The 22,948-nt window shown below is 73.4% G+C and carries 27 protein-coding genes; 21 read left to right on the top strand and 6 right to left on the bottom strand.

All coding sequences use genetic code 11. The features are described from left to right. Positions 1–95 precede the first annotated feature (95 nt). Positions 96–266 (bottom strand): hypothetical protein, encoded by a 171-nt coding sequence (locus tag AB0G59_RS19525; RefSeq protein ID WP_177337925.1) that lies wholly within the window; start codon positions 264–266, stop codon positions 96–98. A gap of 251 nt (positions 267–517) precedes the next feature. On the opposite strand from AB0G59_RS19525, the gene AB0G59_RS19520 reads away from it, so the two are divergent. The 4 genes from AB0G59_RS19520 (at position 518) to AB0G59_RS19505 (ending at position 4,570) form a co-directional block, all read left to right on the top strand. Further along, positions 518–1,819: an NYN domain-containing protein gene (locus AB0G59_RS19520; protein ID WP_360913146.1), complete on the top strand. Its 1,302-nt coding sequence runs from the start codon at positions 518–520 to the stop codon at positions 1,817–1,819. Positions 1,820–1,981: 162 nt separating this feature from the next. Further along, positions 1,982–2,956: an ABC transporter ATP-binding protein gene (locus AB0G59_RS19515; protein WP_071963505.1), complete on the top strand. Its 975-nt coding sequence runs from the start codon at positions 1,982–1,984 to the stop codon at positions 2,954–2,956. 67 nt (positions 2,957–3,023) lie between these two features. Then, positions 3,024–3,836 carry an ABC transporter permease gene (locus AB0G59_RS19510; RefSeq protein WP_360913158.1) on the top strand — a complete coding sequence of 271 codons (813 nt, stop codon included), beginning with the start codon at positions 3,024–3,026 and terminating at the stop codon, positions 3,834–3,836. A 59-nt stretch (positions 3,837–3,895) separates the two neighbouring features. After that, on the top strand, positions 3,896–4,570 hold the full coding sequence (locus AB0G59_RS19505; RefSeq protein ID WP_360913144.1) for a hypothetical protein: 675 nt from the start codon (positions 3,896–3,898) through the stop codon (positions 4,568–4,570). A 295-nt stretch (positions 4,571–4,865) separates the two neighbouring features. Here the strand turns inward: AB0G59_RS19505 and ybaK are convergent, their stop codons facing one another. From ybaK to AB0G59_RS19490, 3 genes are all read right to left on the bottom strand, one after another. Beyond that, positions 4,866–5,372: a Cys-tRNA(Pro) deacylase gene (gene ybaK / locus AB0G59_RS19500; RefSeq protein WP_071965896.1), complete on the bottom strand. Its 507-nt coding sequence runs from the start codon at positions 5,370–5,372 to the stop codon at positions 4,866–4,868. An 11-nt stretch (positions 5,373–5,383) separates the two neighbouring features. Beyond that, positions 5,384–6,118, bottom strand: coding sequence for an LON peptidase substrate-binding domain-containing protein (locus AB0G59_RS19495; protein ID WP_360913142.1), 735 nt, complete (start codon positions 6,116–6,118; stop codon positions 5,384–5,386). Between the two features lie 64 nt (positions 6,119–6,182). Beyond that, positions 6,183–7,790, bottom strand: a complete 1,608-nt coding sequence (locus AB0G59_RS19490) for an oxidoreductase (protein WP_360913140.1) — start codon at positions 7,788–7,790, stop codon at positions 6,183–6,185. 194 nt (positions 7,791–7,984) lie between these two features. On the opposite strand from AB0G59_RS19490, the gene hisD reads away from it, so the two are divergent. Genes hisD through hisF form a run of 8 tightly spaced genes read left to right on the top strand, consistent with a single transcriptional unit; the run spans position 7,985 to position 13,698 of the window. Continuing rightward, positions 7,985–9,310 carry a histidinol dehydrogenase gene (hisD, locus tag AB0G59_RS19485; RefSeq protein ID WP_360913138.1) on the top strand — a complete coding sequence of 442 codons (1,326 nt, stop codon included), beginning with the start codon at positions 7,985–7,987 and terminating at the stop codon, positions 9,308–9,310. Then, entirely contained in the window at positions 9,307–10,413 is a 1,107-nt protein-coding gene (locus tag AB0G59_RS19480; protein WP_360913136.1) for a histidinol-phosphate transaminase, read from the top strand. Before hisD ends, AB0G59_RS19480 begins: the two co-directional genes overlap by 4 nt. Further along, a complete protein-coding gene (gene hisB, locus AB0G59_RS19475) occupies positions 10,410–11,003 on the top strand; it encodes an imidazoleglycerol-phosphate dehydratase HisB (RefSeq protein ID WP_071965893.1) in 594 nt (197 codons plus the stop codon). Before AB0G59_RS19480 ends, hisB begins: the two co-directional genes overlap by 4 nt. After that, positions 11,000–11,167 (top strand): hypothetical protein, encoded by a 168-nt coding sequence (locus tag AB0G59_RS19470; RefSeq protein ID WP_360913133.1) that lies wholly within the window; start codon positions 11,000–11,002, stop codon positions 11,165–11,167. Before hisB ends, AB0G59_RS19470 begins: the two co-directional genes overlap by 4 nt. Beyond that, a complete protein-coding gene (gene hisH, locus AB0G59_RS19465; protein WP_360913132.1) occupies positions 11,164–11,820 on the top strand; it encodes an imidazole glycerol phosphate synthase subunit HisH in 657 nt (218 codons plus the stop codon). Before AB0G59_RS19470 ends, hisH begins: the two co-directional genes overlap by 4 nt. Then, positions 11,820–12,545 (top strand): bifunctional 1-(5-phosphoribosyl)-5-((5-phosphoribosylamino)methylideneamino)imidazole-4-carboxamide isomerase/phosphoribosylanthranilate isomerase PriA, encoded by a 726-nt coding sequence (gene priA, locus AB0G59_RS19460; protein ID WP_360913130.1) that lies wholly within the window; start codon positions 11,820–11,822, stop codon positions 12,543–12,545. The genes hisH and priA overlap by 1 nt, the downstream gene beginning before the upstream one ends. Beyond that, positions 12,542–12,946 carry a RidA family protein gene (locus AB0G59_RS19455; protein ID WP_360913128.1) on the top strand — a complete coding sequence of 135 codons (405 nt, stop codon included), beginning with the start codon at positions 12,542–12,544 and terminating at the stop codon, positions 12,944–12,946. The genes priA and AB0G59_RS19455 overlap by 4 nt, the downstream gene beginning before the upstream one ends. Then, positions 12,943–13,698, top strand: coding sequence for an imidazole glycerol phosphate synthase subunit HisF (gene hisF, locus AB0G59_RS19450; RefSeq protein WP_360913126.1), 756 nt, complete (start codon positions 12,943–12,945; stop codon positions 13,696–13,698). Before AB0G59_RS19455 ends, hisF begins: the two co-directional genes overlap by 4 nt. A 56-nt stretch (positions 13,699–13,754) precedes the next feature. On the opposite strand, the gene AB0G59_RS19445 is transcribed toward hisF, so the two are convergent. Together AB0G59_RS19445 and AB0G59_RS19440 are read right to left on the bottom strand one after the other, a co-directional pair. Then, positions 13,755–14,294: a DoxX family membrane protein gene (locus tag AB0G59_RS19445; protein WP_360913124.1), complete on the bottom strand. Its 540-nt coding sequence runs from the start codon at positions 14,292–14,294 to the stop codon at positions 13,755–13,757. Positions 14,295–14,344: 50 nt separating this feature from the next. Further along, positions 14,345–14,977 (bottom strand): TIGR03085 family metal-binding protein, encoded by a 633-nt coding sequence (locus AB0G59_RS19440; RefSeq protein ID WP_360913122.1) that lies wholly within the window; start codon positions 14,975–14,977, stop codon positions 14,345–14,347. A gap of 138 nt (positions 14,978–15,115) precedes the next feature. Between AB0G59_RS19440 and hisI the strand changes: the two genes are divergently transcribed. The 9 genes from hisI (at position 15,116) to AB0G59_RS19395 (ending at position 22,890) form a co-directional block, all read left to right on the top strand. After that, entirely contained in the window at positions 15,116–15,484 is a 369-nt protein-coding gene (gene hisI / locus AB0G59_RS19435; protein WP_071964051.1) for a phosphoribosyl-AMP cyclohydrolase, read from the top strand. A gap of 11 nt (positions 15,485–15,495) precedes the next feature. After that, positions 15,496–17,040 carry an anthranilate synthase component I gene (locus AB0G59_RS19430; RefSeq protein WP_360913120.1) on the top strand — a complete coding sequence of 515 codons (1,545 nt, stop codon included), beginning with the start codon at positions 15,496–15,498 and terminating at the stop codon, positions 17,038–17,040. Between the two features lie 161 nt (positions 17,041–17,201). Continuing rightward, complete coding sequence (locus AB0G59_RS19425; RefSeq protein WP_360913118.1) at positions 17,202–17,849, top strand: TIGR02234 family membrane protein; 648 nt, start codon at positions 17,202–17,204, stop codon at positions 17,847–17,849. Between the two features lie 111 nt (positions 17,850–17,960). Further along, complete coding sequence (locus AB0G59_RS19420) at positions 17,961–18,191, top strand: HGxxPAAW family protein (RefSeq protein ID WP_360913116.1); 231 nt, start codon at positions 17,961–17,963, stop codon at positions 18,189–18,191. A 112-nt stretch (positions 18,192–18,303) separates the two neighbouring features. Continuing rightward, a complete protein-coding gene (locus AB0G59_RS19415) occupies positions 18,304–18,744 on the top strand; it encodes a DUF2752 domain-containing protein (protein WP_360913114.1) in 441 nt (146 codons plus the stop codon). A 146-nt stretch (positions 18,745–18,890) separates the two neighbouring features. Continuing rightward, on the top strand, positions 18,891–19,700 hold the full coding sequence (gene trpC, locus AB0G59_RS19410) for an indole-3-glycerol phosphate synthase TrpC (RefSeq protein ID WP_071964047.1): 810 nt from the start codon (positions 18,891–18,893) through the stop codon (positions 19,698–19,700). Between the two features lie 259 nt (positions 19,701–19,959). After that, positions 19,960–21,204 (top strand): tryptophan synthase subunit beta, encoded by a 1,245-nt coding sequence (trpB, locus tag AB0G59_RS19405; RefSeq protein ID WP_360913111.1) that lies wholly within the window; start codon positions 19,960–19,962, stop codon positions 21,202–21,204. Further along, a complete protein-coding gene (gene trpA / locus AB0G59_RS19400) occupies positions 21,204–22,019 on the top strand; it encodes a tryptophan synthase subunit alpha (protein ID WP_360913109.1) in 816 nt (271 codons plus the stop codon). The genes trpB and trpA overlap by 1 nt, the downstream gene beginning before the upstream one ends. 85 nt (positions 22,020–22,104) lie before the next feature. Continuing rightward, entirely contained in the window at positions 22,105–22,890 is a 786-nt protein-coding gene (locus AB0G59_RS19395; protein ID WP_360913107.1) for a thioredoxin domain-containing protein, read from the top strand. Positions 22,891–22,948: the final 58 nt, after the last annotated feature.

Here is a 22,948-nt window from a genome sequence, read left to right as displayed (position 1 = left end):
CTCGCTCTGGTCGGTCTTCGTGTACTGCGCGAGCCGCACCACGGCCGGCGGCCCGCTTCAAGCGGGCGCGCCCCTCAAACGCACCTAAGCGCCGGTCAGTTGTGGCCGAACCGCTTCTGGCGGCCCTTGCGCGCCATGTCGCCAGGGGTGACCTGGGACTGCCGCTGCTCCGTCTGCTGCTCCATCGAGGAGCTCTTGGCCTGCTGCTGCCCGCGCTCGGCGGCGCTCGACGACTGTGGCTGCTTCCGGTTCTTGTTCTTGGCCATGCTGAAGTGCCTCCGCATCGGGATGACCCCCTCGATTCACCCTCCCACGCACCGGCCAAACGTGCATTTCGGGTAATTACCGTGGGTGACAGGGGTACTTATCGGCCGTGGCCCGTATCCGCCACGCCGAAGATCCAGTTCGGACTGATAACCCCCGCGCGGTCGGGCAGACTCCTGGGAAAGCCAAAGGAGACCGGGGCACGCCTGTGCCGGGGGGCCGCACTTCTGAACTCACGGAAAGAGGGTGGAACGTGGACCGCTGCGTCGTCCTGGTGGACGCCGGGTATCTTCTGGGCGCCGCCGCGAGCCTACTGGCCGGGGAACCCGCCCGGTCCCGCATCACCGTCGACCACGCGACCCTCATCCAAGGACTGCGCGAACGCGCCGAGGCCGACACCCAGCGGCCGCTGCTGCGCATCTACTGGTTCGACGGCGCCCCCGACCGCGTCCCCCAGCCCGAGCACCGCCGGCTGCGCGTGATGTCCCGCGTCACCGTCCGGCTCGGCGCCCTGACACGCAGCGACGGCCGCTGGGCCCAGAAGGGCGTCGACGCGGCCATGCACGCCGAGCTCACCGAGCTCGCCCGCAACCGCGCCTGCTCCGACATCGTGCTCGTCACCGGCGACGGCGACCTGCTCCCGGGCCTGATGTCCGCCAAGGAACACGGCGTCGCCGTCCACCTGTGGGCCGTCCAGGCCGCCGACGGCGACTACAACCAGTCCGAGGACCTCGTCGCCGAGGCCGACGAGCGGCGCGTCCTGGACCGTACGTGGATCACCCGGGCGGTACGCGCCAAGGAGCTCACCGGCATCTGCGCCCCCCAGCCCGCCCCCGGGCCCGAGATCGCCGCCATCCTCTCCGCACCGCTGCCCGAGACCGCGGCCGCTGCCGCCGCCGCGGCGAGCCGTACGGCCGACGCCCGCCCGGCCGCCGAGCGCAACGGCACCCGCCCCACGGCCGCCGCCACCGCCCCCTGCGCCTCCCCCGAACGCGGCGCCGACTCCCCCGCGGTACGGGGCGTGCCCACCCCCAAGGACCTCGCCGGCCTGGGTCGCGGCCCCGCCGCCGGCGCCCCCCAGCCCGTAGCCGCACAGTCCGCCGCCTCGGGAGCGTCCGCGACCCCCAGCGCCACGCTGCGCTGGTCCTCCGACAAGGGCTGGGTCGAGCGCGGCGCCGGCAACGGCCTCGGGGAGCCCCCCGAAACCGCCTCCCTGCCCATGCTCGCCCAGCTCACCAGCGCCGAGCAGCGGTGGGCCGACCGCGAGGAGGACATCACCACCGTCGGCGGCGACCCCTTCGAGGTCGGCCAGGTCTTCGCCCGCCGCTGGACCGAGCGCATCACCGACTCCATCCACCTCCAGCACCTGTCCACCGAGTACCCGCGCATCCCGCACCGCATCGACGGCGAGCTCCTGCGCTACGCCGCCCGCTTCGGTCTCCTCGCCCACAAGGACGACCAGATCGACGAGCACGACCGCTATGCGATCCGCGCCGGCTTCTGGCGCGAGATCGACGCCCGCACCGCCGCGGAACACGCTCCCGCCGGGGACTGAGCCCGTGCGCGGCGAGGGGGCGCCCGGCGGGCGGCGCCACCGGTGGCCGCAGGAGGCCCCCGGAGCACGCCGCGGGCGCCGGGGCGCGTACCCTCATAGCTCGTGAGGATGGGCGCGAAACAGGCGGAGCGGGGGTCCCCGGGGCGATCGGGGGGCGGCGTGGTGTGCGCCGTGCGCGGCCTCGTCAAGACCTACCCCGCCGCGCGCGGCCGGCGCGGTGCGCCCGGCGCCGCCGCCGTGCGGGCCAGCGACCGCATCGACCTCGACGTCCGGCGCGGTGAGATCTTCGGCCTCCTGGGCCCCAACGGCGCCGGCAAGACCACGCTCGTCCGCCAGCTCACGGGCCTGCTGCGCCCGGACGAGGGCAGCGTCGAGCTCCTCGGCCACGACCTCGTGCGCCACCCCGAGCGCGCCGCCCGCCTCGTCGGCTACCTCGGCCAGGAGTCGACCGCGCTGGACGAGCTGACCGTGTCCCTGGCCGCCGAGACCACCGGCCGGCTGCGCGGCCTGGACCTGCGCGCCGCCCGCGCCGAGCGCGATGCCGTCCTCGAGGAGCTCGGGCTCACCGCGATCGCCGGCCGCCCGCTCAAGAAGCTCTCCGGCGGTCAGCGCCGCCTCGCCTGCTTCGCCGCCGCCCTGGTCGGCGAGCGGCCCCTGCTCGTCCTGGACGAGCCGACCACCGGCATGGACCCCGTGGCCCGCCGGGCCGTCTGGGCCGCCGTGGACCGCCGGCGCGCCGAGCGCGGCACCACGGTGCTGCTGGTCACCCACAACGTCATCGAGGCCGAGACCGTGCTGGACCGGGTCGCGGTGCTCGAACACGGGCGGATCATCGCCTGCGACACCCCGGCCGGGCTCAAGGAGCTCGTCGGGGACGAGGTACGGGTCGACCTCGTCTGGCGCGGCGAGCCGCCGCTGGACGTCCCGGAGGTCGCCGCGCTGCGCGACGCCGCCCACGAGACGGGCCGCCGGTGGTCGCTGCGGCTCGCCCCCGCCGAGGCCCGCGCCGCGGTCGCCGCCGTGACCGGGGGGCCCGCGTTCGCCGCGCTCGACGACTTCACGCTCGCCACGCCCAGCCTGGAGGACGTCTATCTGGCGCTGGGCGGCGGCCGCGCCCAGGGACTGGTCAAGGCATGAGGGGCGCCGGCGTGAAGGCCGAACCGAACAGGAGCTGTGCCGCGTGAGTGCCGTATCCGCAGAGGCGGTGCCCGGGAAGGTCCGGGCGCAGAGCGGAACCCAGTCGTGGCCCGACGGCGAGGGGGCCGCACCGCTGGCCCCCCGGGCGCGGCTGCTGCCGGCGCTGGCGGCGGTCTACCGCGCGCAGCTCTCGCGCGCCCGCGTCGCGCGGATCCCGCTGCTGTTCGTGGCCACGTTCCAGTCCGTCGGCATCATGATCCTCATGCGGGGCGTCGTCGACGGCGGCGCCGAGGCGCGGGCGGTCGTGGCCGGCTCCAGCGTGCTCGTCGTCGCGTTCGTCGCGCTGAACCTGCTCGCCCAGTACTTCGGCCAGCTGCGCGCCAGCGGCGGCCTCGACCACTACGCGACGCTTCCGGTGCCGCCCGCGGCCGTCGTGCTGGGTGCGGCGGGGGCGTACGCCTCCTTCACCGCGCCCGGCACGCTGGTGACGGCGGTGGTCGGCAGCGTGCTGTTCAAGCTGTCGATGGTGCACCTGTGGGTGCTGGCCGCGGTGGTGCCGCTGTCCGGCGCGGCGCTGGCCGGGCTCGGCGCCGCCCTCGGGCTGCTCGCGCCGCGCCAGGAGCTGGCGACGCTCTGCGGCCAGCTGGGCATGTCGGCGGCGCTGCTGCTGGGCGTGCTGCCGGCCGACCGCATGCCGGCGCCGATCGCCTACGCCCGTGACCTGCTGCCGTCCACCTACGGCGTGGAGGCGCTGGCGCGCAGCTTTGACGCGCACCCCGACTGGCTGCTGGTGGCGGCGGACCTGGGGGTGTGCGCGGCCGTCGGCGTGGTGTCGCTGGCCGTGGCGACCTGGGCCTACCGCCGGGCGGCCGTGCGGTGACGCGCCGCAGTGACCCTCCTGGCGCCGGGGCCTCGGCCCGCGCCTGGCACGATGGCAAGGTGACCGCACCGCTGACGCCGCATGACGACTCCTCCTCCGACCCCGCGCCCGCCGGCGCCGTGCCCTCACCGGGCCCGGAGCTGCCGGAGGCGGTGCGGGACGAGGCGGCCCTGGCCCGGGCCGAGGAGACGCGCCTCGAGATGCGGGATGCCGCGATCGTCGCGGCGGCTGTCACGGTGGCCGGCGTCCTGCTGGGGCTGCTGTGGATGTGGCTGGCGCCGCGGGTGCCGCTGATCTCCGACGGCAAGGCCGTCTACCTCAAGAACACCGAGGGCGAGCAGGCCATCGGCGCGGACGGCTGGTTCGCGCTGCTGGGCCTGGCGTTCGGCGCGGTCAGCGCGGCGGCGGTCTTCCTCTTCCGCCGGCGCGGCGGCATCGCCCTCGTGGTGGGCCTCGCGGCCGGCTCCCTGCTGGCCTCGGTGATCGGCTGGCGGCTGGGCGTCTGGCTGGGCCCGTCCCCCGACGTGGCCGCGCACGCGCGGGCCGTGGGCAAGGGGGTGGTCTTCGACGCACCGCTGAAGCTGGCCGCCAAGGGGATGCTGCTGGCGTGGCCGCTGGCGGCGATGGCCGTGCACCTGGGCCTCACGGCCCTGTTCGGGCCTCGCGACCCGGAGCCCGTTCTGGCGTGGGCGCCGGAGGCGTCGGAAGCGCCGCCGGAGTCCGACCGGGCCTAGGCGTGCGAACGGGGCGGGATGCCTTCTCCCCGCCCCGCCCTTTCACCGTTTCTTGTCCTCAAACGCCGGACGGGCTGGATGGTGCCGCGCCGGGTTGCGCCGGGCCGGCAGTGGTTCAGGTGCCTACGCCGGCCTGCGGCCGTGGTTGGCGCGGCCCTTCTTCAGGCGCCAGCGGCGCTTGCGGGTGCGCTTCGACATGGGCGTCCCCTCCCTGGGCGGGACGCACGCGCGGCGGCCCGCCCCTTGGTCGTAGCGAAGGGACGGGCATCAGTCCAGCCCGGGCGCGGGCCAACGGTCAGGCCCGGGCGATCGGGGCGATCACCGCTTTCGTCAGAAGTGCCAGGTCGTCGGGGGAGAGCTCGACCTCCAGGCCGCGGCGCCCGGCCGAGACGCAGATCGTGGCGTGCGCGCGGGCGGAGGCGTCCAGCGCGGTCGGCAGCCGCTTGCGCTGCCCCAGCGGGGAGATGCCGCCCCGCACGTACCCCGTGGTGCGCTCGGCGGCGGCCGGGTCGGCCATCGCCGCCCGCTTGCCGCCGACGGCCGCCGCCAGGGCCTTGAGGTCGAGCGAGCCCGAGACCGGCACGACGGCCACGGTCAGCGTGCCGTCCACGTCGGCCACCAGCGTCTTGAAGACGCGCCCCGGCTCGACGCCCAGCGCCTGGGCGGCCTCCTCGCCGTAGGAGGGCGCGGCCGGGTCGTGGTCGTAGGCGTGCACCGAGAAGGCGGTGCCCGCCTTCTCCAGGGCGACGATCGCCGGGGTCGCCCCCGACGCCTGCTGCTGTTTCTTCGGCTTCTTCGCCAAGGCCGGATTCCTCAGTTGGGGCTGGTGGGCCGCCGGGTGAGTTCGACGGCCGGCAGCGACGGGAGCTTACTGATCACCGCGGTCTCGGCACGCAGCAGCCTGAGCTCCTCCGACAGCCGGGTCGCGGTGTCGGGGGCCTGCAGCAGCCGCTGCTTGACCGGGGTGTCCAGCACCGCCGCGGCCGCGACCAGATACGACAGCACCTGCGGCTCGCCGGGCAGGTCCGCCCGGCCCGCCAGCGACGCCTCGTTCGCCCCGGCCAGCCGCTTCTGGTACGCCCTGAACGCCCGGACGACGCCGGAGGCGAGCACCCCGGCCCCCTCGCCCTGGCGCTCCTCGACGGTCTCCACCTCGCCCGTCAGATACGCCCCGGAGGCGTCGACGGACAGCAGCCGGAAGCGCGTCGTGCCGGTCGCCAGCACCTCGTACGTACCGTTCGGGCGCTCGCGGATGGTGGCCGCGTCCGCGACGCAGCCGACGGTGTGGAAGGCCTTCAGCGGGTCGGCGCCGAAGCCGGAGGCGGGCCCGGGCTCGGGCCGGTCCTCGTCGGGCAGGCCCGGTGCGCTCGGCGCCACCTCGTGGCCGTCGCGGATGGCGACCACCCCGAACCGGCGCTCGTCCTCCGGCCGCTTCTCCAAATCGCGCATCAGCGCGCGGTAGCGCTGCTCGAAGACGCTCAGCGGCAGCACGAGGCCGGGGAACAGCACCGAGTTCAGCGGGAAGAGGGGAAGGCGCGCGGTGGTCACGGCCGGTAAGCCTAATGGCCGGGCTGCCGGTCCCCGGGAGGATTTCACTGGAGGCGCAGCCTGATCACTGCCTGCGCAGCAGCCGGGAGGCGCCCGCCGCCACCGTCGTGGCGAGGATCCAGCCCAGCAGCGTGAGTGCCGCGACCACCCACTGGGTGCCGCCGCCGGGCCGCCAGGCGGTGCCCTGCCCCAGGTCGATGACGGGCAGCAGCAGGTCCAGGGTGTAGAGCGCGGCGTCCCACCGCGGGCCCTCGCCCTCCTTGAGGGGCGGCACCGGACGGTAGGAGAAGTACAGCGCCCCCAGCGCCCACAGCACCGCCATCCACACCGCGGCCCGCCCCGGCCGGTAGCCGTACGCCACCGTCCAGTCCTGCAGGTACCCCCACGCCTTGCCGGCCGGCGGCAGGGTCTCGCGCCGGCGCCGCTGCTTGGCGAGCAGCACCGCCCGCGCGTCCGCGTCCTCGCCGCTGGCGCGCAGGGCGCCCGCCAGCCGCTCGTACGGCTCCGGGGCGTACTCCGGGGTGGCCGCCGCGACCCAGTCCAGGCGGCGGGCGAGCGGGAAGTGGCCCATCGGTATCAGGTTCTCGTAGAAGAAGCCGGCCATCACCAGGCCGCCCGGGCCCGGCCAGCTGTCGTAGCGGTCGATCAGGTTGGCCACCCTCGCGCCCGAGAGCACCACCCGTCCGCGCTGCTGCTTCTCGCCCAGGAAGCGCAGCTCGGGCGTCTGGACGCGGCGCAGCGAGAGCTCCTGGTCGGCCTCCATCACGAACCGGGCCTGGCTGAGGTCCACCGCGTCGCCGAACCGCCCGTCGTCCAGCCGCGCCCCGCCCAGGCACTCGAAGCGCCGCAGCCGCGTGCCCTGCTCGGGTGTGTTGAGGGTGATGCCGTACGGGGGAGTGGCGCCGCCGCCGTACCGGCGGCCGCCGATGCCGGCCGCCGTGAGGTAGAGGGTGCGCTCCACCGTCAGCTGCGGGGCGTTCAGGGCGCGTCGCCCGTAGGGGTTGTTGAGCGTGGAGCCGCGCAGGCTCAGCGAGGCGCCGATCGTCGCCCCGCGCATGCTCAGCTCGCCGTGCGAACGCATCATCTCGGCCTGCAGGTCCTGCCCGACCGTCATCCCGTCGGCGGCTATGGACAGCCCGCGCCGGTCGCGGCGCACCACCAGCTGGTTGAGCAGCAGGTCGGTGCCGATGTGCGCGTCGGTCAGCCGGATGCCGTGCGGGATCACGCAGCGGGGCAGGTGCAGATCGCCCTCGGTGCGGATCCGGGCGCCCTCCAGGCGGGGCATCGCACAGCCGACCAGGCGCAGGGTGGTGAAGTGGCTCTCGGGCAGCAGCAGCTGCTCGTCGAAGCGGCAGTTGTGGAGCTCGACGTAGGGCACGACGGTGCCGCCGGCGACGTCGAGGGTGCCGGTGATCCGCACGCCGTTGAGCTTGAGCGCGGCGACACGCCCGGGGTGGGCGGCGGGCCCGTGGAGCAGCAGCAGGGCGACGACGCGGGCGCGCACACTGCGCTCGGGGCCCCACACGTGCGGGCCGGCGGGGTCGTTGTGCTCGGCGGAGGCGGTGCTGCGCAGGTCGAGGGTGGCGCCGTTGCGGAACGCCTGCCACATGTCCCGTTCGACGGCGGTGAGCTCCAGCCCGGTGGGCGGCTCGCCGTCGGCCGGCTCGGTCACGGTTCCCCCTTTCCTGCCCCCGTTCCCTTCGTGCACCCCGTGCAGGGGGCCCTTTCCCGCCGGGTGACCGGTTGAACACCGGCGGTGAGGGGCGATTGTCCGTCCTCGGTCAGAAAAAGATCAACTCTTTCGCCGCGTATCACTGAGTGGTACGCGAAGCCGTGTGGCGGGACGGGTCTGAGACAATTGACCGCGTGATCTCCCGAATCGATCTGCGCGGCGCCGCCTTCCCCTCCGAAGGCGTCGACCGCGATCTGCTGCCCCGTGCCGAGCTCGACGTCGCGGCCGCCCTCGAGAAGGTGCGGCCCATCTGTGACGACGTGCATCATCGCGGCACCGCGGCCCTGATCGACTACGCGGAACGGTTCGACGGCGTGCGCATCGAGCGGGTCCGGGTGCCCGTCGAGGCGATCACCCGTGCCCTCGAGGAGCTGGATCCGGCCGTGCGGGCCGCGCTGGAGGAGTCCATCCGCCGCGCCCGGCTCGTCCACCGCGAGCAGCGCCGCACCGACCACACCGTCCAGGTCGTGCCCGGCGGCACCGTCACCGAGCGCTGGGTGCCCGTCGACCGCGTCGGGCTCTACGTGCCCGGCGGCCGGTCCGTCTACCCCTCGTCCGTGATCATGAACGTGGTGCCGGCCCAGGAGGCCGGCGTCGGCTCCATGGCCGTCGCCTCGCCGCCCCAGGCCGACTTCGACGGCCTGCCGCACCCCACCATCCTGGCCGCCTGCGCACTGCTGGGCGTCGACGAGGTGTACGCGGCCGGCGGGGCCCAGGCCGTCGCCATGTTCGCCTACGGCACCGACGAGTGCCGCCCGGCCACCATGGTCACCGGCCCCGGCAACATCTGGGTCGCCGCCGCCAAGCGGCTGCTCAAGGGCCGCATCGGCATCGACGCCGAGGCCGGCCCGACCGAGATCGCCATCCTCGCCGACCACACCGCCGACCCGGCGTACGTCGCCGCCGACCTGATCAGCCAGGCCGAGCACGACCCGCTGGCCGCCTCGGTGCTCGTCACCGACTCCGAGGACCTCGCGGACGCCGTCGAGAAGGAACTGGCCGCCCAGGTGGCCGCCACCAAGCACGTCGAGGACCGCATCCTGCCCGCCCTGAGCGGGCGTCAGTCCGGCATCGTGCTGGTCGACGGCATCGAGCAGGGCCTCGAGGTCGTCAACGCCTACGGCGCCGAGCACCTGGAGATCCAGACCGAGGACGCCGCCCGGGTCGCCGCCCGGGTGCGCAACGCCGGCGCGGTCTTCGTCGGCCCGTACGCCCCGGTGTCGCTGGGCGACTACGCCGCCGGCTCCAACCACGTGCTGCCCACCGGCGGCTGCGCCTGCCACTCCTCCGGGCTGTCGGTCCAGTCCTTCCTGCGCGGCATCCACGTCGTGGACTACACCCGCGAGGCGCTGGCCGACATCGCCGCGCACGTCGTGACGCTCGCCGACGCCGAGGACCTGCCCGCGCACGGCGCGGCGGTCAGGGCCCGGTTCGACTGGAAGGTTCCGGACAGCAAGTGACGGGTATCGACGACCTCCCCATCCGGGACGAACTGCGCGGCAAGTCCCCGTACGGCGCCCCCCAGCTCGACGTGCCCGTACGCCTGAACACCAACGAGAACCCCTACCCCCTGCCCGAGCCCCTCGTCGCCCGCATCGCCGAGCGTGTGGCCGAGGCCGCCCGGCACCTCAACCGCTACCCCGACCGGGACGCGGTCGAGCTGCGCACCGAGCTGGCCGCCTACCTCACCCGCACCGCCGGGCACACGGTCACGCGCGAGAACGTCTGGGCCGCCAACGGCTCCAACGAGGTCATCCAGCAGCTGCTGCAGGCCTTCGGCGGCCCCGGCCGCACGGCCATCGGCTTCGAGCCCTCGTACTCGATGCACGCCCTGATCTCCCGCGGCACCGGCACCGGCTGGATCCCCGGCCCGCGCCACGAGGACTTCACCATCGACGTCGACGCGGCCGAGCGGGCCATCGCCGAGCACCGGCCCGACGTCGTCTTCGTCTGCTCGCCCAACAACCCCACGGGCACGGCGGTCGACGCCCGGACCGTCCTGCGGCTGTACGAGGCCGCGCAGGCGGCCAAGCCGTCGATCGTGGTGGTCGACGAGGCCTACGGCGAGTTCAGCCACCAGCCCTCGCTGCTGCCCCTCATCGAGGGCCGCCCGAACCTCGTCGTCTCCCGCACCATGTCCAAGGCCTTCGGCGCGGCCGGGCTGCGCCTGGGCTACCTCGCCGCCCACCCCGCCGTGGTCGACGCCGTCCAGCTGGTGCGCCTGCCCTACCACCTCTCGGCCGTCACCCAGGCCACGGCGCTCGCCGCCCTGGAGCACACCGACACGCTGCTCGGCTACGTCGAACAGCTCAAGGCCGAGCGCGACCGCATCGTCGACGAGCTGCGCGCCATCGGCTGCGAGGTCACCGACTCGGACGCCAACTTCGTGCAGTTCGGACGCTTCGAGGACAGCCACACCGCCTGGCAGGCCCTCCTCGACCACGGTGTCCTGGTACGGGACAACGACGTGCCGGGGTGGCTGCGGGTCACCGCCGGCACCCCCGAGGAGAACGACGCGTTCCTGGACGCGGTACGCGCCATTCGCAAGGAGAACAACTCATGAGTCGCGTTGGACGCGTCGAACGCACCACCAAGGAGACGTCCGTCCTCGTCGAGATAGACCTCGACGGCACCGGACAGGTCGACGTGTCGACCGGGGTCGGCTTCTACGACCACATGCTCGACCAGCTCGGCCGCCACGGCCTCTTCGACCTCACCGTCAAGACCGACGGCGACCTGCACATCGACACCCACCACACCATCGAGGACACCGCCCTCGCGCTGGGCGCCGCCTTCCGCCAGGCCCTCGGCGACAAGGTGGGCATCTACCGCTTCGGCAACTGCACGGTCCCCCTGGACGAGTCCCTCGCCCAGGTCACCGTCGACCTCTCCGGCCGCCCGTACCTCGTGCACAGCGAGCCCGAGAACATGGCGCCGATGATCGGCGCGTACGACACGACGATGACCCGGCACATCCTGGAGTCCTTCGTCGCACAGGCCCAGATCGCCCTGCACGTCCACGTCCCGTACGGGCGCAACGCCCACCACATCGTGGAGTGCCAGTTCAAGGCGCTGGCCCGCGCCCTGCGCTACGCCTGCGAGCGCGACCCGCGCGCCGCCGGAATCCTCCCGTCCACGAAGGGTGCCCTGTGAGCGGCCTGTCGACCGTCCTCATCGTCGTCGGGCTGTTCCTCCTCGGCGGCATCATCTCCTTCCTCAAGCAGGGCATGCCCAAGGGCGTGATCGTGCTGCTCGGCATAGGCGCCGCCATGTGCCTGACCGCCGGTGTGATGCGTATCGAAGGGCTGTGGTCATGAGCACCCCCGTCACGAAGCCCGCGAAGAAGGTCGTCGTCTTCGACTACGGCTTCGGCAACGTCCGCTCCGCCGAGCGCGCCCTGGCCCACGTCGGCGCCGACGTGGAGATCACCGGCGACTTCGACAAGGCCATGAACGCCGACGGGCTGCTCGTCCCCGGCGTCGGCGCCTTCGAGGCCTGCATGAAGGGCCTGCGCGCCGCCCGCGGCGACTGGATCATCGGGCGCCGGCTCTCCGGCGGCCGCCCCGTCATGGGCATCTGCGTCGGCATGCAGATCCTCTTCGAGCGCGGCATCGAGCACGGCGTCGAGACCGAGGGCCTCGACGAGTGGCCCGGCACGGTCGAGCCGCTCAAGGCCCCCGTCGTACCGCACATGGGCTGGAACACCGTCACCCCGGCCGAGGACTCGCAGCTCTTCGCCGGCCTGGACGCGGACACCCGGTACTACTTCGTGCACTCCTACGCGGTGCGCGAGTGGAACCTCGAGGTCACCAACGCCAACATCCGCGCGCCGAAGGTCACCTGGGCCACGCACGGCGAGCCGTTCGTCGCCGCCGTGGAGAACGGCCCGCTGTGGGCCACCCAGTTCCACCCCGAGAAGTCCGGCGACGCCGGTGCGACGCTGCTGACCAACTGGATCGAGACGCTCTGATGCCCAAGCTTGAACTCCTGCCCGCCGTCGACGTCCGCGACGGCCAGGCCGTCCGCCTGGTGCACGGCGAGTCCGGTTCCGAGACCTCCTACGGCGACCCGATGGCCGCCGCCCAGGCCTGGCAGCGGGCCGGCGCCGAGTGGCTGCACCTGGTCGACCTGGACGCCGCCTTCGGCACCGGAGACAACCGGGCGCAGGTCGCCGAGGTCGCCCGTTCGATGGACATCAAGGTCGAACTGTCCGGCGGCATCCGCGACGACGCCTCCCTGGCCGCCGCCCTCGCCACCGGCTGCACCCGCGTCAACCTCGGCACCGCCGCCCTGGAGACCCCCGAGTGGGTCGCCAAGGTCATCGCCGAGCACGGCGACCGCATCGCGGTCGGCCTGGACGTACGCGGCACCACCCTGCGCGGCCGCGGCTGGACCCGCGACGGCGGCGACCTCTACGAGACCCTCGCCCGCCTGGACTCCGAGGGCTGCGCCCGTTACGTCGTCACCGACATCGCCAAGGACGGCACCCTCCAGGGCCCCAACCTGGAGCTGCTGAAGAACGTCTGCGCGGCCACCGACAGGCCGGTCGTCGCCTCCGGAGGCGTTTCCTCCCTTGACGATCTGCGCGCACTTGCGACCCTGGTACCGGAGGGGGTCGAAGGCGCCATCGTCGGCAAGGCCCTCTACGCCAAGGCGTTCACCTTGGAAGAGGCCCTGGAGGCAGTGTCCGTATGACCGAAACCCCAGCCCCGCGGCGCGTGCAGACAGACAGCTCCTGGGAGGAGTCGATCGGCTTCGCACGTGCCGTGGCGGTGGGGGACCGGGTGCTCGTCGCCGGGACCATGCCGCTGGTCGGCGGCGTGCTGCACGGCGAAGGCGATCCGTACGAGCAGACGCTGGCCGCCTTCGGCAACGCCCTCGACGCGCTGAAGCGCTTCGGCCTCGGACCCGAGGCGGTCGTCCGCACCCGGATGTACATCACCCACGCGCGGGACGTGGACGCGGTCGGCCGCGCCCACAAGGAGCTCTTCGACACCGTCCGGCCGGTCGCGACCCTGGTCGTGGTCTCCGGCTTCGTCGACTCGCGCGTCCTGGTGGAAGTAGAAGTAGAAGCCTTCCAAGGAGAACCGGCGTGACCCTCGCCGTCCGAGTCATCCCCTGCCTGGACGTGGACAACGGCCGCGTCGTCAAGGGCGTCAATTTCCAGAACCTGCGCGACGCGGGCGACCCTGTCGAAATGGCCGCGGTCTACGGCCGGGAGGGCGCCGACGAGCTGACCTTCCTCGACATCACCGCCTCCTCCGGCAACCGCGAGACCACCTACGACGTGGTGCGCCGCACCGCCGAGCAGGTCTTCATCCCGCTGACCGTGGGCGGCGGCGTGCGTACCGCCGACGACGTCGACAAGCTGCTGCGCGCCGGCGCCGACAAGGTCGGCGTCAACACCGCCGCGATCGAGCGGCCCGAACTGATCAAGGAGATCGCGGAGCGGTTCGGCCGTCAGGTGCTGGTGCTGTCCGTGGACGCCCGCCGCACCGCGACCGGATCCTTCGAGGTCACCACCCACGGCGGCCGCCGCTGCACCGGCCTGGACGCCGTGGAGTGGGCGCACCGCGCGGCGGAGCTGGGCGCCGGCGAGATCCTGCTGAACTCCATGGACGCCGACGGCACGCGGAACGGCTACGACACCGAGATGATCACGGCGGTGCGCCGCCATGTCACGGTCCCCGTCATCGCCAGCGGCGGCGCCGGCAAGCTCGCGGACTTCGCCCCGGCCGTGGAGGCGGGCGCGGACGCGGTCCTGGCCGCGTCGGTGTTCCACTTCGGCACCCTGCGCATCCCGGAGGTCAAAACGGCCCTCCGCGAGGCGGGGCACCCGGTGCGCTGAATTCAGCCTGTCCGGCGTTTGAGGACCGGGGGTCCGGGGGCGGAGCCCCCGGTTCCCTAGTCCCGGATCAGCAGGAACACCGCCCCCGCCACCAGCGCCAGCGCGATCGCCCCCACCCCGTACACCAGCCGGTTCTCCCGCAGCACCGGCAACCCGCGGTCCACCGCGTACCGCCCCGGCCCGGTCAGCGCCAAAGCGGTGGCCGACACCGCGACCAAAAGGGTGAATTCCACGCCCTTCGGCAGGAAGAATCCGCCGTCCCAGGTCACACCCAGCGCATTGACCATCGTGCCCAGGACCGCCGCCGCGGCCAGCGGCGTGAGCAGCCCCAGGGCGAGGCCCAGACCGCCCAGCGTCTCGCTGAGCCCGGCGATGACGGCCATGCCCTTCGGCGCCGGATAGCCGAGGGCGGCGAAGCCCTTCGCGACCCCGTCGATGCCCGGCCCGTCGAACCAGCCGAAGAGCTTCTGCGTGCCGTGTCCGACCATGATGATGCCGAGCATGAGGCGCAGCAGCAGAAGCCCCAGCGAGATGCCGGTCGCCGGCAGCGGGCCCGCACGGTCGCCGAGAACGTTGGTTCTGCCAGGAAAAGCCATGATGGGCACCTTCCTCCGGTGTCGGTGTCCGGTCCGGGCCCCCCGAGCCTTCAGATTCCCAGTGTCCCCTCCCGCAGCTTCGCCAGCGCGTCCTTCTCGCCCTCCAGCTCCACCTGCGCCGCGTCCTGGCGCCCGAAGGCGAACAGCGTCAGCTCCCCGGGCTCCCCGGTGACCGTCACCACGGGCGCGCCCCGGTGCGCCACCGCCGTACGGCCGTCCGGCCGGCGCAGCACCACACCCACCGGCGCTCTGCGGCCCAGCAGCCGCGCCGTCCGCTCCAGCCGGCTCCACAGCGCGTCGGCGAAGACCGGGTCCACCTCGCGCGCCGTCCACTCCGACTGGGCGCGGCGCACGTCCTCGGTGTGCACGAAGAACTCGACGGTGTTGGCCGCCTCGTCGACCGGCTTGAGGGCGTACGGCGACAGGCGCGGGGGACCGGTGCGGATGAGCTGGATCAGCTCCTCGTACGGCTTCGCCGCGAACTCGGCCTGCACCCGCTCCAGGCGCGCGGCCAGCGGCTTGAACACGATGCCGGCGGCCGCGTCGGCGCGCCGCTCGCGCACCACCACGTGCGCGGCCAGATCGCGGGCGCGCCAGCCGGCGCACAGGGTGGGCGCGTTGGGGCCCACCGTCTCCAACAGGTCGGCGAGAAGCAGACGTTCGCGCTGGGCGTGAGTTGACATGGTGTCAGCCTACGGGCGCGCCCCCGGCGGGACCACGCCGCCGCGCCAGATCCGGCCCGCACCCCGCACCCGCCCCGGCCGGGGTCCGCGCTCGCCGGCCGGTGCCCGTCCGGCCCCCGGGCCAGGCATCATGGACCCATGACCGGCAACGCCCGCCCTTCCTCCGCCCTCGACCCCGCCCTCGCCGCCCGCCTCAAGCGCAGCGCCGACGGCCTGGTCCCCGCCATCGCCCAGCAGTACGACACCGGCGAGGTGCTCATGCTCGGCTGGATGGACGACGAGGCGCTCCACCGCACCCTCACCACCGGCCGCTGCACCTACTGGAGCCGCAGCCGCCAGGAGTACTGGGTCAAGGGCGACACCTCCGGGCACGTCCAGCACGTGAAGTCGGTGGCCCTGGACTGCGACGCGGACACCCTCCTGGTGAAGGTCGACCAGGTCGGCCCCGCGTGCCACACCGGGACCCGCACCTGTTTCGATTCCGGCAACCTCCCCCTGGGCCAGTAGGCTCCGCTGCCATGGCTGCCACGTCCGCATCTGCTTCCCACGGGTCCAGCGGGGATGTCACCCCCGACGCCGAGACCTTCCGCATGCTGGCGAAGGACCGCCGGGTCATCCCGGTGACCCGCCGCTTCCTCGCCGACGGCGACACGCCCGTGGGCCTCTACCGCAAGCTCGCCGCCGAGCGGCCCGGGACGTTCCTGCTGGAGTCCGCGGAGAACGGCCGGACCTGGTCGCGCTACTCCTTCGTCGGCGTCCGCAGCGCCGCCACCCTCACCGTGCGCGACGGGCACACCCACTGGCTGGGCACCCCGCCCGTCGGCGTCCCCACCGACGGCGACCCGCTCGCCGCCCTGCGGGCCACCGTGGAGACCCTCCACACCCCGCGCGACCTCATAGAGGGTGCCGGACTGCCGCCCTTCACCGGCGGCATGGTGGGCTACCTCGGCTACGACGTCGTCCGCCGGCTGGAGAAGATCGGCGAGCACCCCGGCGGCGAGCGGGACGGCCTGGACCTGCCCGAGCTGACCATGCTGCTCACCTCGGACCTCGCCGTCCTCGACCACTGGAACGGCACCGTCCTGCTGATCGCCAACGCGATCAACCACAACGACCTGGCGACCGGCGTCGACGAGGCGTACGCCGACGCCGTCGCCCGTCTGGACGCGATGGCCGCGGACCTGCACCGGCCCACGCCCACCGCGCCCACCGCCCTGCCCCCCTCCGAGCTTCCGGAGTACACGGCCCGCTGGGGCGGCGCCGACTACATGGCGGCCGTCGAGGACATCAAGGAGCGCATCCGCGCGGGCGAGGCCTTCCAGGTCGTGCCCTCGCAGCGGTTCGAGACGCCGTGCTCGGCCTCTGCGCTGGACGTCTACCGCGTGCTGCGGGCGACCAATCCGAGCCCGTACATGTACCTGTTCCGCTTCGACGGGTTCGACGTCGTCGGCTCCAGCCCCGAGGCGCTGGTCAAGGTCGAGGACGGCCATGCGATGGTCCACCCCATCGCGGGCACCCGGCCGCGCGGGGCCACCCCGCAGGCGGACGCGGCCCTCGCCGAGGAGCTGCTGGCCGATCCCAAGGAGCGCGCCGAGCACCTGATGCTCGTCGACCTCGGCCGCAACGACCTCGGCCGGGTCTGCGCGCCGGGCAGCGTCGAGGTCGTCGACTTCATGTCGGTCGAGCGCTACAGCCACGTGATGCACATCGTCTCGACGGTGACGGGCCGGCTCGCCGAGGGCCGCACCGCCTTCGACGTGCTCACCGCCTGCTTCCCCGCCGGCACCCTCTCCGGCGCGCCCAAGCCCCGCGCCATGCAGATCATCGAGGAGCTGGAGCCCACCCGCCGTGGGCTGTACGGGGGCTGCGTCGGCTACCTCGACTTCGCCGGGGACTCCGACACCGCCATCGCCATCCGCACCGCCCTGCTGCGCGACGGCACCGCCTACGTCCAGGCGGGCGCCGGCGTCGTAGCCGACTCCGACCCAGCAGCCGAAGACGCCGAATGCCGCAACAAGGCAGCGGCGGTCCTCAGGGCAGTCCACACGGCGAACCGCCTGTAGATGGTTGTGGGCAGCCGCCCCGCCCGGTTGTGGGCAGTCGTTCCGCTGGGCTGGGGGCACCTCCCAGCGGTAGCTGGGGGAGGGTGGGCACAACCGGGACCACGGCCCGCACCGACCCCCGACCGCACCCCACCAGGCCCCGGCAAGGGATAGTGGTACCCGTGACCACAGCTGTACCCCCCACCGACCAGGCCGCCGCCACCGCGTCCCGCACCGCCCGCCGAAGCGTAGGCATCGCCCTGCTCCTCGGCGCGGCCGGCGCCGCCCTCGTCCTGCTCGCCGGCGGCCGCACCTGGTCCGAGGGCACCGCCCCCGTCGCCCAGGGCAGCCCCGTCCCCGAGCAGGCCACCGGGCAGGACGTCACCGCCCTGCCCGGCGCCCTGGCCATCGTGGCCCTCGCCGCCCTCGTCGCCGTCTTCGCCGTGCGCGGCGCCGGCCGCACCCTCGTGGCCGGCCTGCTCGCGCTGAGCGGCGCGGGCGTCGTGGCCGCCGCGCTCACCGGCGCCGGCGACACCGCCGCGCTGGAGGAGAAGGCCGCCAAGGTCTCCGGCCTGACCCGGGCCTCCATCGAGAACGTCAGCCACACCGCCTGGCCGTGGGTCGCGGTCGCCGGCGGCGTGCTGCTGCTCCTGGCCGGGCTGCTCGCCCTGCGCTACGGCCGGCACTGGCCCACCATGTCCGGCCGCTACGAGCGCGACGGCACCCCCCGCCCGCGCCGCGCCCGTACCGTCGCGGACCCGGACCGCCCCGAGGAGCTGTGGAAGGCTCTGGACCGCGGCGAGGACCCCACCGGCGGGACCGGGAAGTGACCCGCCGCCGGACACGCGCACCCCAGATCGGCGCGGCCCACGGCGTCGGGGACAATGTCCCCGAGCGATCTCTGCGCCCGCAGGCGCGATACAGCAACGAGGAGTCAACTCATGTCGGCTAGCGACCACGGCCACACCCCTGCCGCCTGGACCGGCGTCACCATCGCCTTCATCGGCTTCTGCATCTCGGGCGCGTTCGTCGTGATGGCGAAGCCCGCCGGCTTCTGGGCCGGCATGGTCGTGGTCGCCCTCGGCGGCGTCGTCGGCCTGATCATGCGTTCCATGGGCATGGGCCAGGCCCCCAAGGGCGGCACGCGGACGCAGGCCCAGGCCCAGAGCTGACCTGGACCGCTTCTGCGGCCCCTTCGCGCCAAGGCGTGGCCCGGACCCGTACGGACGCCCGTACGCAAGGTTTGAGCTGCGCCTTCGTGCTGTGCGGCCCACACTCGGCAGGGTGAGGGAGCAAGCACACGACCGGCGGGCCGGCCGCCCGGTGGCCGCGGTCCGCCGGGCCGGGGCGCCGCTGGGCGTCGCGGCCGCGCTGGGCGCCGCCGTCGCCTGGGTGGGCGCGGTCGACCCCGGTCTGCCGGGGCACTACCCCGCGTGCCCGCTGCTGCGCTGGACGGGGCTGTACTGCCCGGGCTGCGGCGGTCTGCGGGGCCTGCACGCGCTGGTCCACGGCGACCTTGTCGCCGCGCTGGGCGCCAACGCCCTGGCCGTCGCCGGTTACGCCGCGTTCGCCGTGCTCTGGGTGCTGTGGCTGGTCCGGGCACTGCGGACAGGCGGGGGTATGCCGGTCGAATTGCGGGCAAAACACTGGTGGGTGCTGGCCGGGGTCGTGCTCGTCTTCACCGTGGTGCGGAACCTGCCGTTCGGGTCCGCGCTCGCGCCATGAGCGTCCAGACGGGGGTCCGCCTGGTGGGACCTGCGTCAACCGGATGCGAAACCTTCGCCCTCCGGCAAGTACCATCGCAGTGCCTGGTGAGGTGATATCCCGCCGCACCAGCCCAGACCATCCGAGTCCGGAAGGGGGCCGCTCGCGTGAGTGTGCTCGACGAGATCATCGACGGAGTCCGTGCCGACCTCGCGGAACGGCAGGCGCGCGTCAGCCTCGACGAGCTCAAGGAGCGCGCGGCCAAGGCCCCCCAGGCCAAGGACGGCGCCGCCGCCCTGCGCGGCGAGAACGTCAGCGTGATCTGCGAGGTCAAGCGGTCCAGCCCCTCCAAGGGCGCCCTGGCCGCCATCGCCGACCCGGCCGGACTCGCCGCGGACTACGAGGCGGGCGGCGCGGCCGTCATCAGCGTCCTCACCGAGCAGCGGCGCTTCGGCGGCTCGCTCGCCGACCTCGAGGCCGTCCGGGCCCGCGTCGACATCCCGATCCTGCGCAAGGACTTCATCGTCACGGCCTACCAGCTGTGGGAGGCGCGGGCCTACGGCGCCGACCTGGCCCTGCTGATCGTCGCGGCCCTGGAGCAGGAGGCCCTCGTCTCCCTGATCGAGCGGGCCGAGTCCATCGGGCTCACCCCCCTGGTCGAGGTGCACGACGAGGAGGAGGTCCAGCGCGCGGTGGACGCGGGCGCCCGCGTCATCGGCGTCAACGCCCGCAACCTCAAGACCCTCGAGGTGGACCGCGACACCTTCGCCCGCGTCGCCCCCGAGATCCCGGACGGCATCATCAAGATCGCCGAGTCCGGTGTGCGCGGCCCGCACGACCTCATCGCCTACGCCAACGACGGCGCCGACGCCGTCCTGGTGGGCGAGTCCCTGGTCACCGGGCGGGACCCTAAGGGCGCCGTCGCCGACCTGGTCGCCGCGGGCGCGCACCCCGCGCTGCGGCACGGGCGGGGCTGACCCGCCATGAGCGCGTACGCACGGCTCGCCCGCGGCTGCAGGCCGCGTGGCTGCCGTGCGCCCGCACGCCGCGTCCTCGGGCGCCGCGTGCGGTACCACATCGGCTGTGAGCCGGGACAGATCAACGGGATGCGATGGCGCGGCCGCGCCGCGCTCTAGTCTCCCGTCATCGCCGGGTGCGGCGCCGTCGCGCCCGCGGTGGGCCTTCCTGTCCACCCGTCACCCGGAACCCTCACAGACCTGTTCGAGGAGTACCTCAGTGTCCTCTGACTTCTTCGTTCCCGACCCCGAAGGCCACGTACCCAACGCCTCCGGCTACTTCGGCGACTTCGGCGGCAAGTTCATCCCCGAGGCCCTCGTCGCCGCCGTCGACGAGGTCGCCGCCGAGTACGAGAAGGCCAAGGCGGACCCCGCCTTCGCCGCCGAGCTCAACGACCTGATGGTCAACTACACCGGCCGCCCCAGCGCCCTGACCGAGGTGCCCCGCTTCGCCGAACACGCGGGCGGCGCGCGGGTGTTCCTCAAGCGCGAGGACCTCAACCACACCGGCTCACACAAGATCAACAACGTGCTGGGCCAGGCACTGCTCACCAAGCGCATGGGCAAGACCCGCGTCATCGCCGAGACCGGCGCCGGCCAGCACGGCGTCGCTACCGCCACCGCCTGCGCCCTCTTCGGCCTCGAGTGCACCATCTACATGGGCGAGGTCGACACCCAGCGGCAGGCGCTGAACGTCGCCCGCATGCGGATGCTCGGCGCCGAGGTCATCGCCGTGAAGTCCGGCAGCCGCACGCTCAAGGACGCCATCAACGAGGCCTTCCGCGACTGGGTCGCCAACGTCGACCGCACCCACTACCTCTTCGGCACGGTCGCCGGCCCGCACCCCTTCCCGGCGCTGGTCCGCGACTTCCACCGGGTCATCGGCGTGGAGGCCCGCCGCCAGATCCTCGAGCGCGCCGGCCGGCTGCCGGACGTGGCCGTCGCCTGCGTCGGCGGCGGCTCCAACGCCATCGGCCTCTTCCACGCCTTCCTCCCCGACGAGGGCGTACGCCTGGTCGGCTGCGAACCGGGCGGCCACGGCGTGGCGTCCGGCGAGCACGCGGCCACCCTCACCGCCGGCACCCCCGGCATCCTGCACGGCTCCCGCAGCTACGTCCTGCAGGACGAGGACGGCCAGATCACCGAGCCCTACTCCATCTCGGCGGGCCTGGACTACCCCGGCATCGGCCCCGAGCACTCGTACCTCAAGGACATCGGCCGCGCCGAGTACCGCGCCGTCACCGACGACGAGGCCATGCAGGCGCTGCGCCTGCTCTCGCGCACCGAGGGCATCATCCCCGCTATCGAGAGCGCCCACGCGCTCGCGGGCGCCCTGGAGCTCGGCCGCGAGCTCGGCAAGGACGGGCTGATCCTGGTCAACCTCTCCGGGCGCGGCGACAAGGACATGGACACGGCGGCCCGCTACTTCGGGCTGTACGACAACGCTGCCGAGGGGGCCGAATAATGGCGGGCAACATCGAACTGCTGAGCTCGGTCCTGGCCGCGGCCAAGGCGGAGAACCGCGCCGCACTGGTCGGCTACCTCCCGGCCGGCTTCCCCACCGTCGACGACGGCGTACGGGCCATCACCGCGATGCTCGACGGCGGCTGCGACGTCGTCGAGGTCGGCCTGCCGCACAGCGACCCGGTCCTGGACGGCCCCGTCATCCAGACCGCGGACGACATCGCCCTGCGCGGCGGCATCAAGATCACCGACGTCATCCGCACGGTGAAGGAGGCGCACGAGATCACCGGTGCGCCCGTACTGGTGATGACCTACTGGAACCCGGTCGACGCCTACGGCGTGGAGCGCTTCGCCGCCGACCTCGCGGCAGCGGGCGGCGCGGGCTGCATCCTGCCCGACCTCCCGGTCGAGGAGTCCGAGGTCTGGCGCAAGGCCGCCGAACAGCACGGCCTGGCCACGGTGTTCGTGGTCGCGCCGAGCAGCCGCGACGAGCGCCTCGCCAAGATCACCGCGGCGGGCAGCGGCTTCGTCTACGCCGCCTCCCTGATGGGCGTCACCGGCACCCGCGAGTCGGTGGGCCAGGAGGCCCAGGAGCTGGTCCGCCGCACCCGCGCCGTGACCGAACTGCCCGTCTGCGTCGGCCTGGGCGTCTCCAACGCCCGCCAGGCCGAGGAGGTCGCCCAGTTCGCCGACGGCGTCATCGTCGGCTCCGCCTTCGTCAAGCGCCTGCTGGACGCCCCGGACCTGGAGACGGGCCTTGCGGCGGTCCGCGCCCTGGCGGGCGAGCTGGCGCAGGGCGTGCGCAAGCGCGCGTAACTCCGCCGGGGGTCACGTACCTCGTTTGAAGGAAACGCGGACCGGGGGCGCGCATGGGCGCACCCCCGGTTCGTTGTACCCGGACGTGAGCCAGAAGAACAGCGACGGTAAGCGCGGCGCCCGTGAGCGCCTGCAGGAACAGCGCCAGAGGGAGGAGTCCCGCGCGAAGCGCAAGCGGACCCTGATCGCGGGCGTCGTGGTGGTGGCGGTCCTCGGCGCGGGTGCCGGGATCGCGGCCCTGGTGGCCGGCTCCCAGCAGGGCAAGGACAACAAGCAGCACACGTCCGGCCCGGTCGTCGCCCCTCAGGGCGCCATCGGCAAGGACGCCCTCGCCATCCCGGTCGGCAACCCCGCCGCCAAGGCCACCCTCGTGGTGTACGAGGACTTCCGCTGCCCCGGCTGCGGCCAGTTCGAGAACGGCTTCCGCGAGACCATCCACGACCTGCAGGACAAGGGCCAGCTCAAGGCCGAGTACCACCTGGTCGCCCTGATCGACAAAAACCTCCGCGGCTCCGGCTCCCTGAACGCGGCCAACGCGGCGGCCTGCGCCCAGGACGCCGGGAAGTTCCCCGCCTACCACGACGAGCTCTACAAGAACCAGCCGCCGGAGACGGACGACACCTACGGCAAGAAGTCCCGCCTGCTGGAACTGGCCGGCAAGGTCGAGGGCCTGAAGACGGCGCCCTTCGAGAAGTGCGTCAACGACGGCACCCACGACAGCTGGGTCCAGAAGTCCCAGGACAACTTCAGCACCTCGGGCCTGCGCGGCACCCCCACGGTCCAGCTGAACGGCCAGAGCCTCTACGACGACCCGACGAAGCCGCTGACGCCGGACAAGCTGCGGTCGCTGGTGGCGGAGGCGCAGAAGTAGGGGCCCGATCCCTGGTTCGTATCAGATGCGACTTGCCCGGAGCTGCGGTGTAAGTCCC

Origin of the sequence: Streptomyces sp. NPDC021096 (genome assembly GCF_040641275.1) — a bacterium.
Classification (GTDB): domain Bacteria; phylum Actinomycetota; class Actinomycetes; order Streptomycetales; family Streptomycetaceae; genus Streptomyces.
The sequence above is the reverse complement of the archived record's forward strand: the minus strand, read 5'-3'. Positions and strand labels throughout refer to the sequence as shown.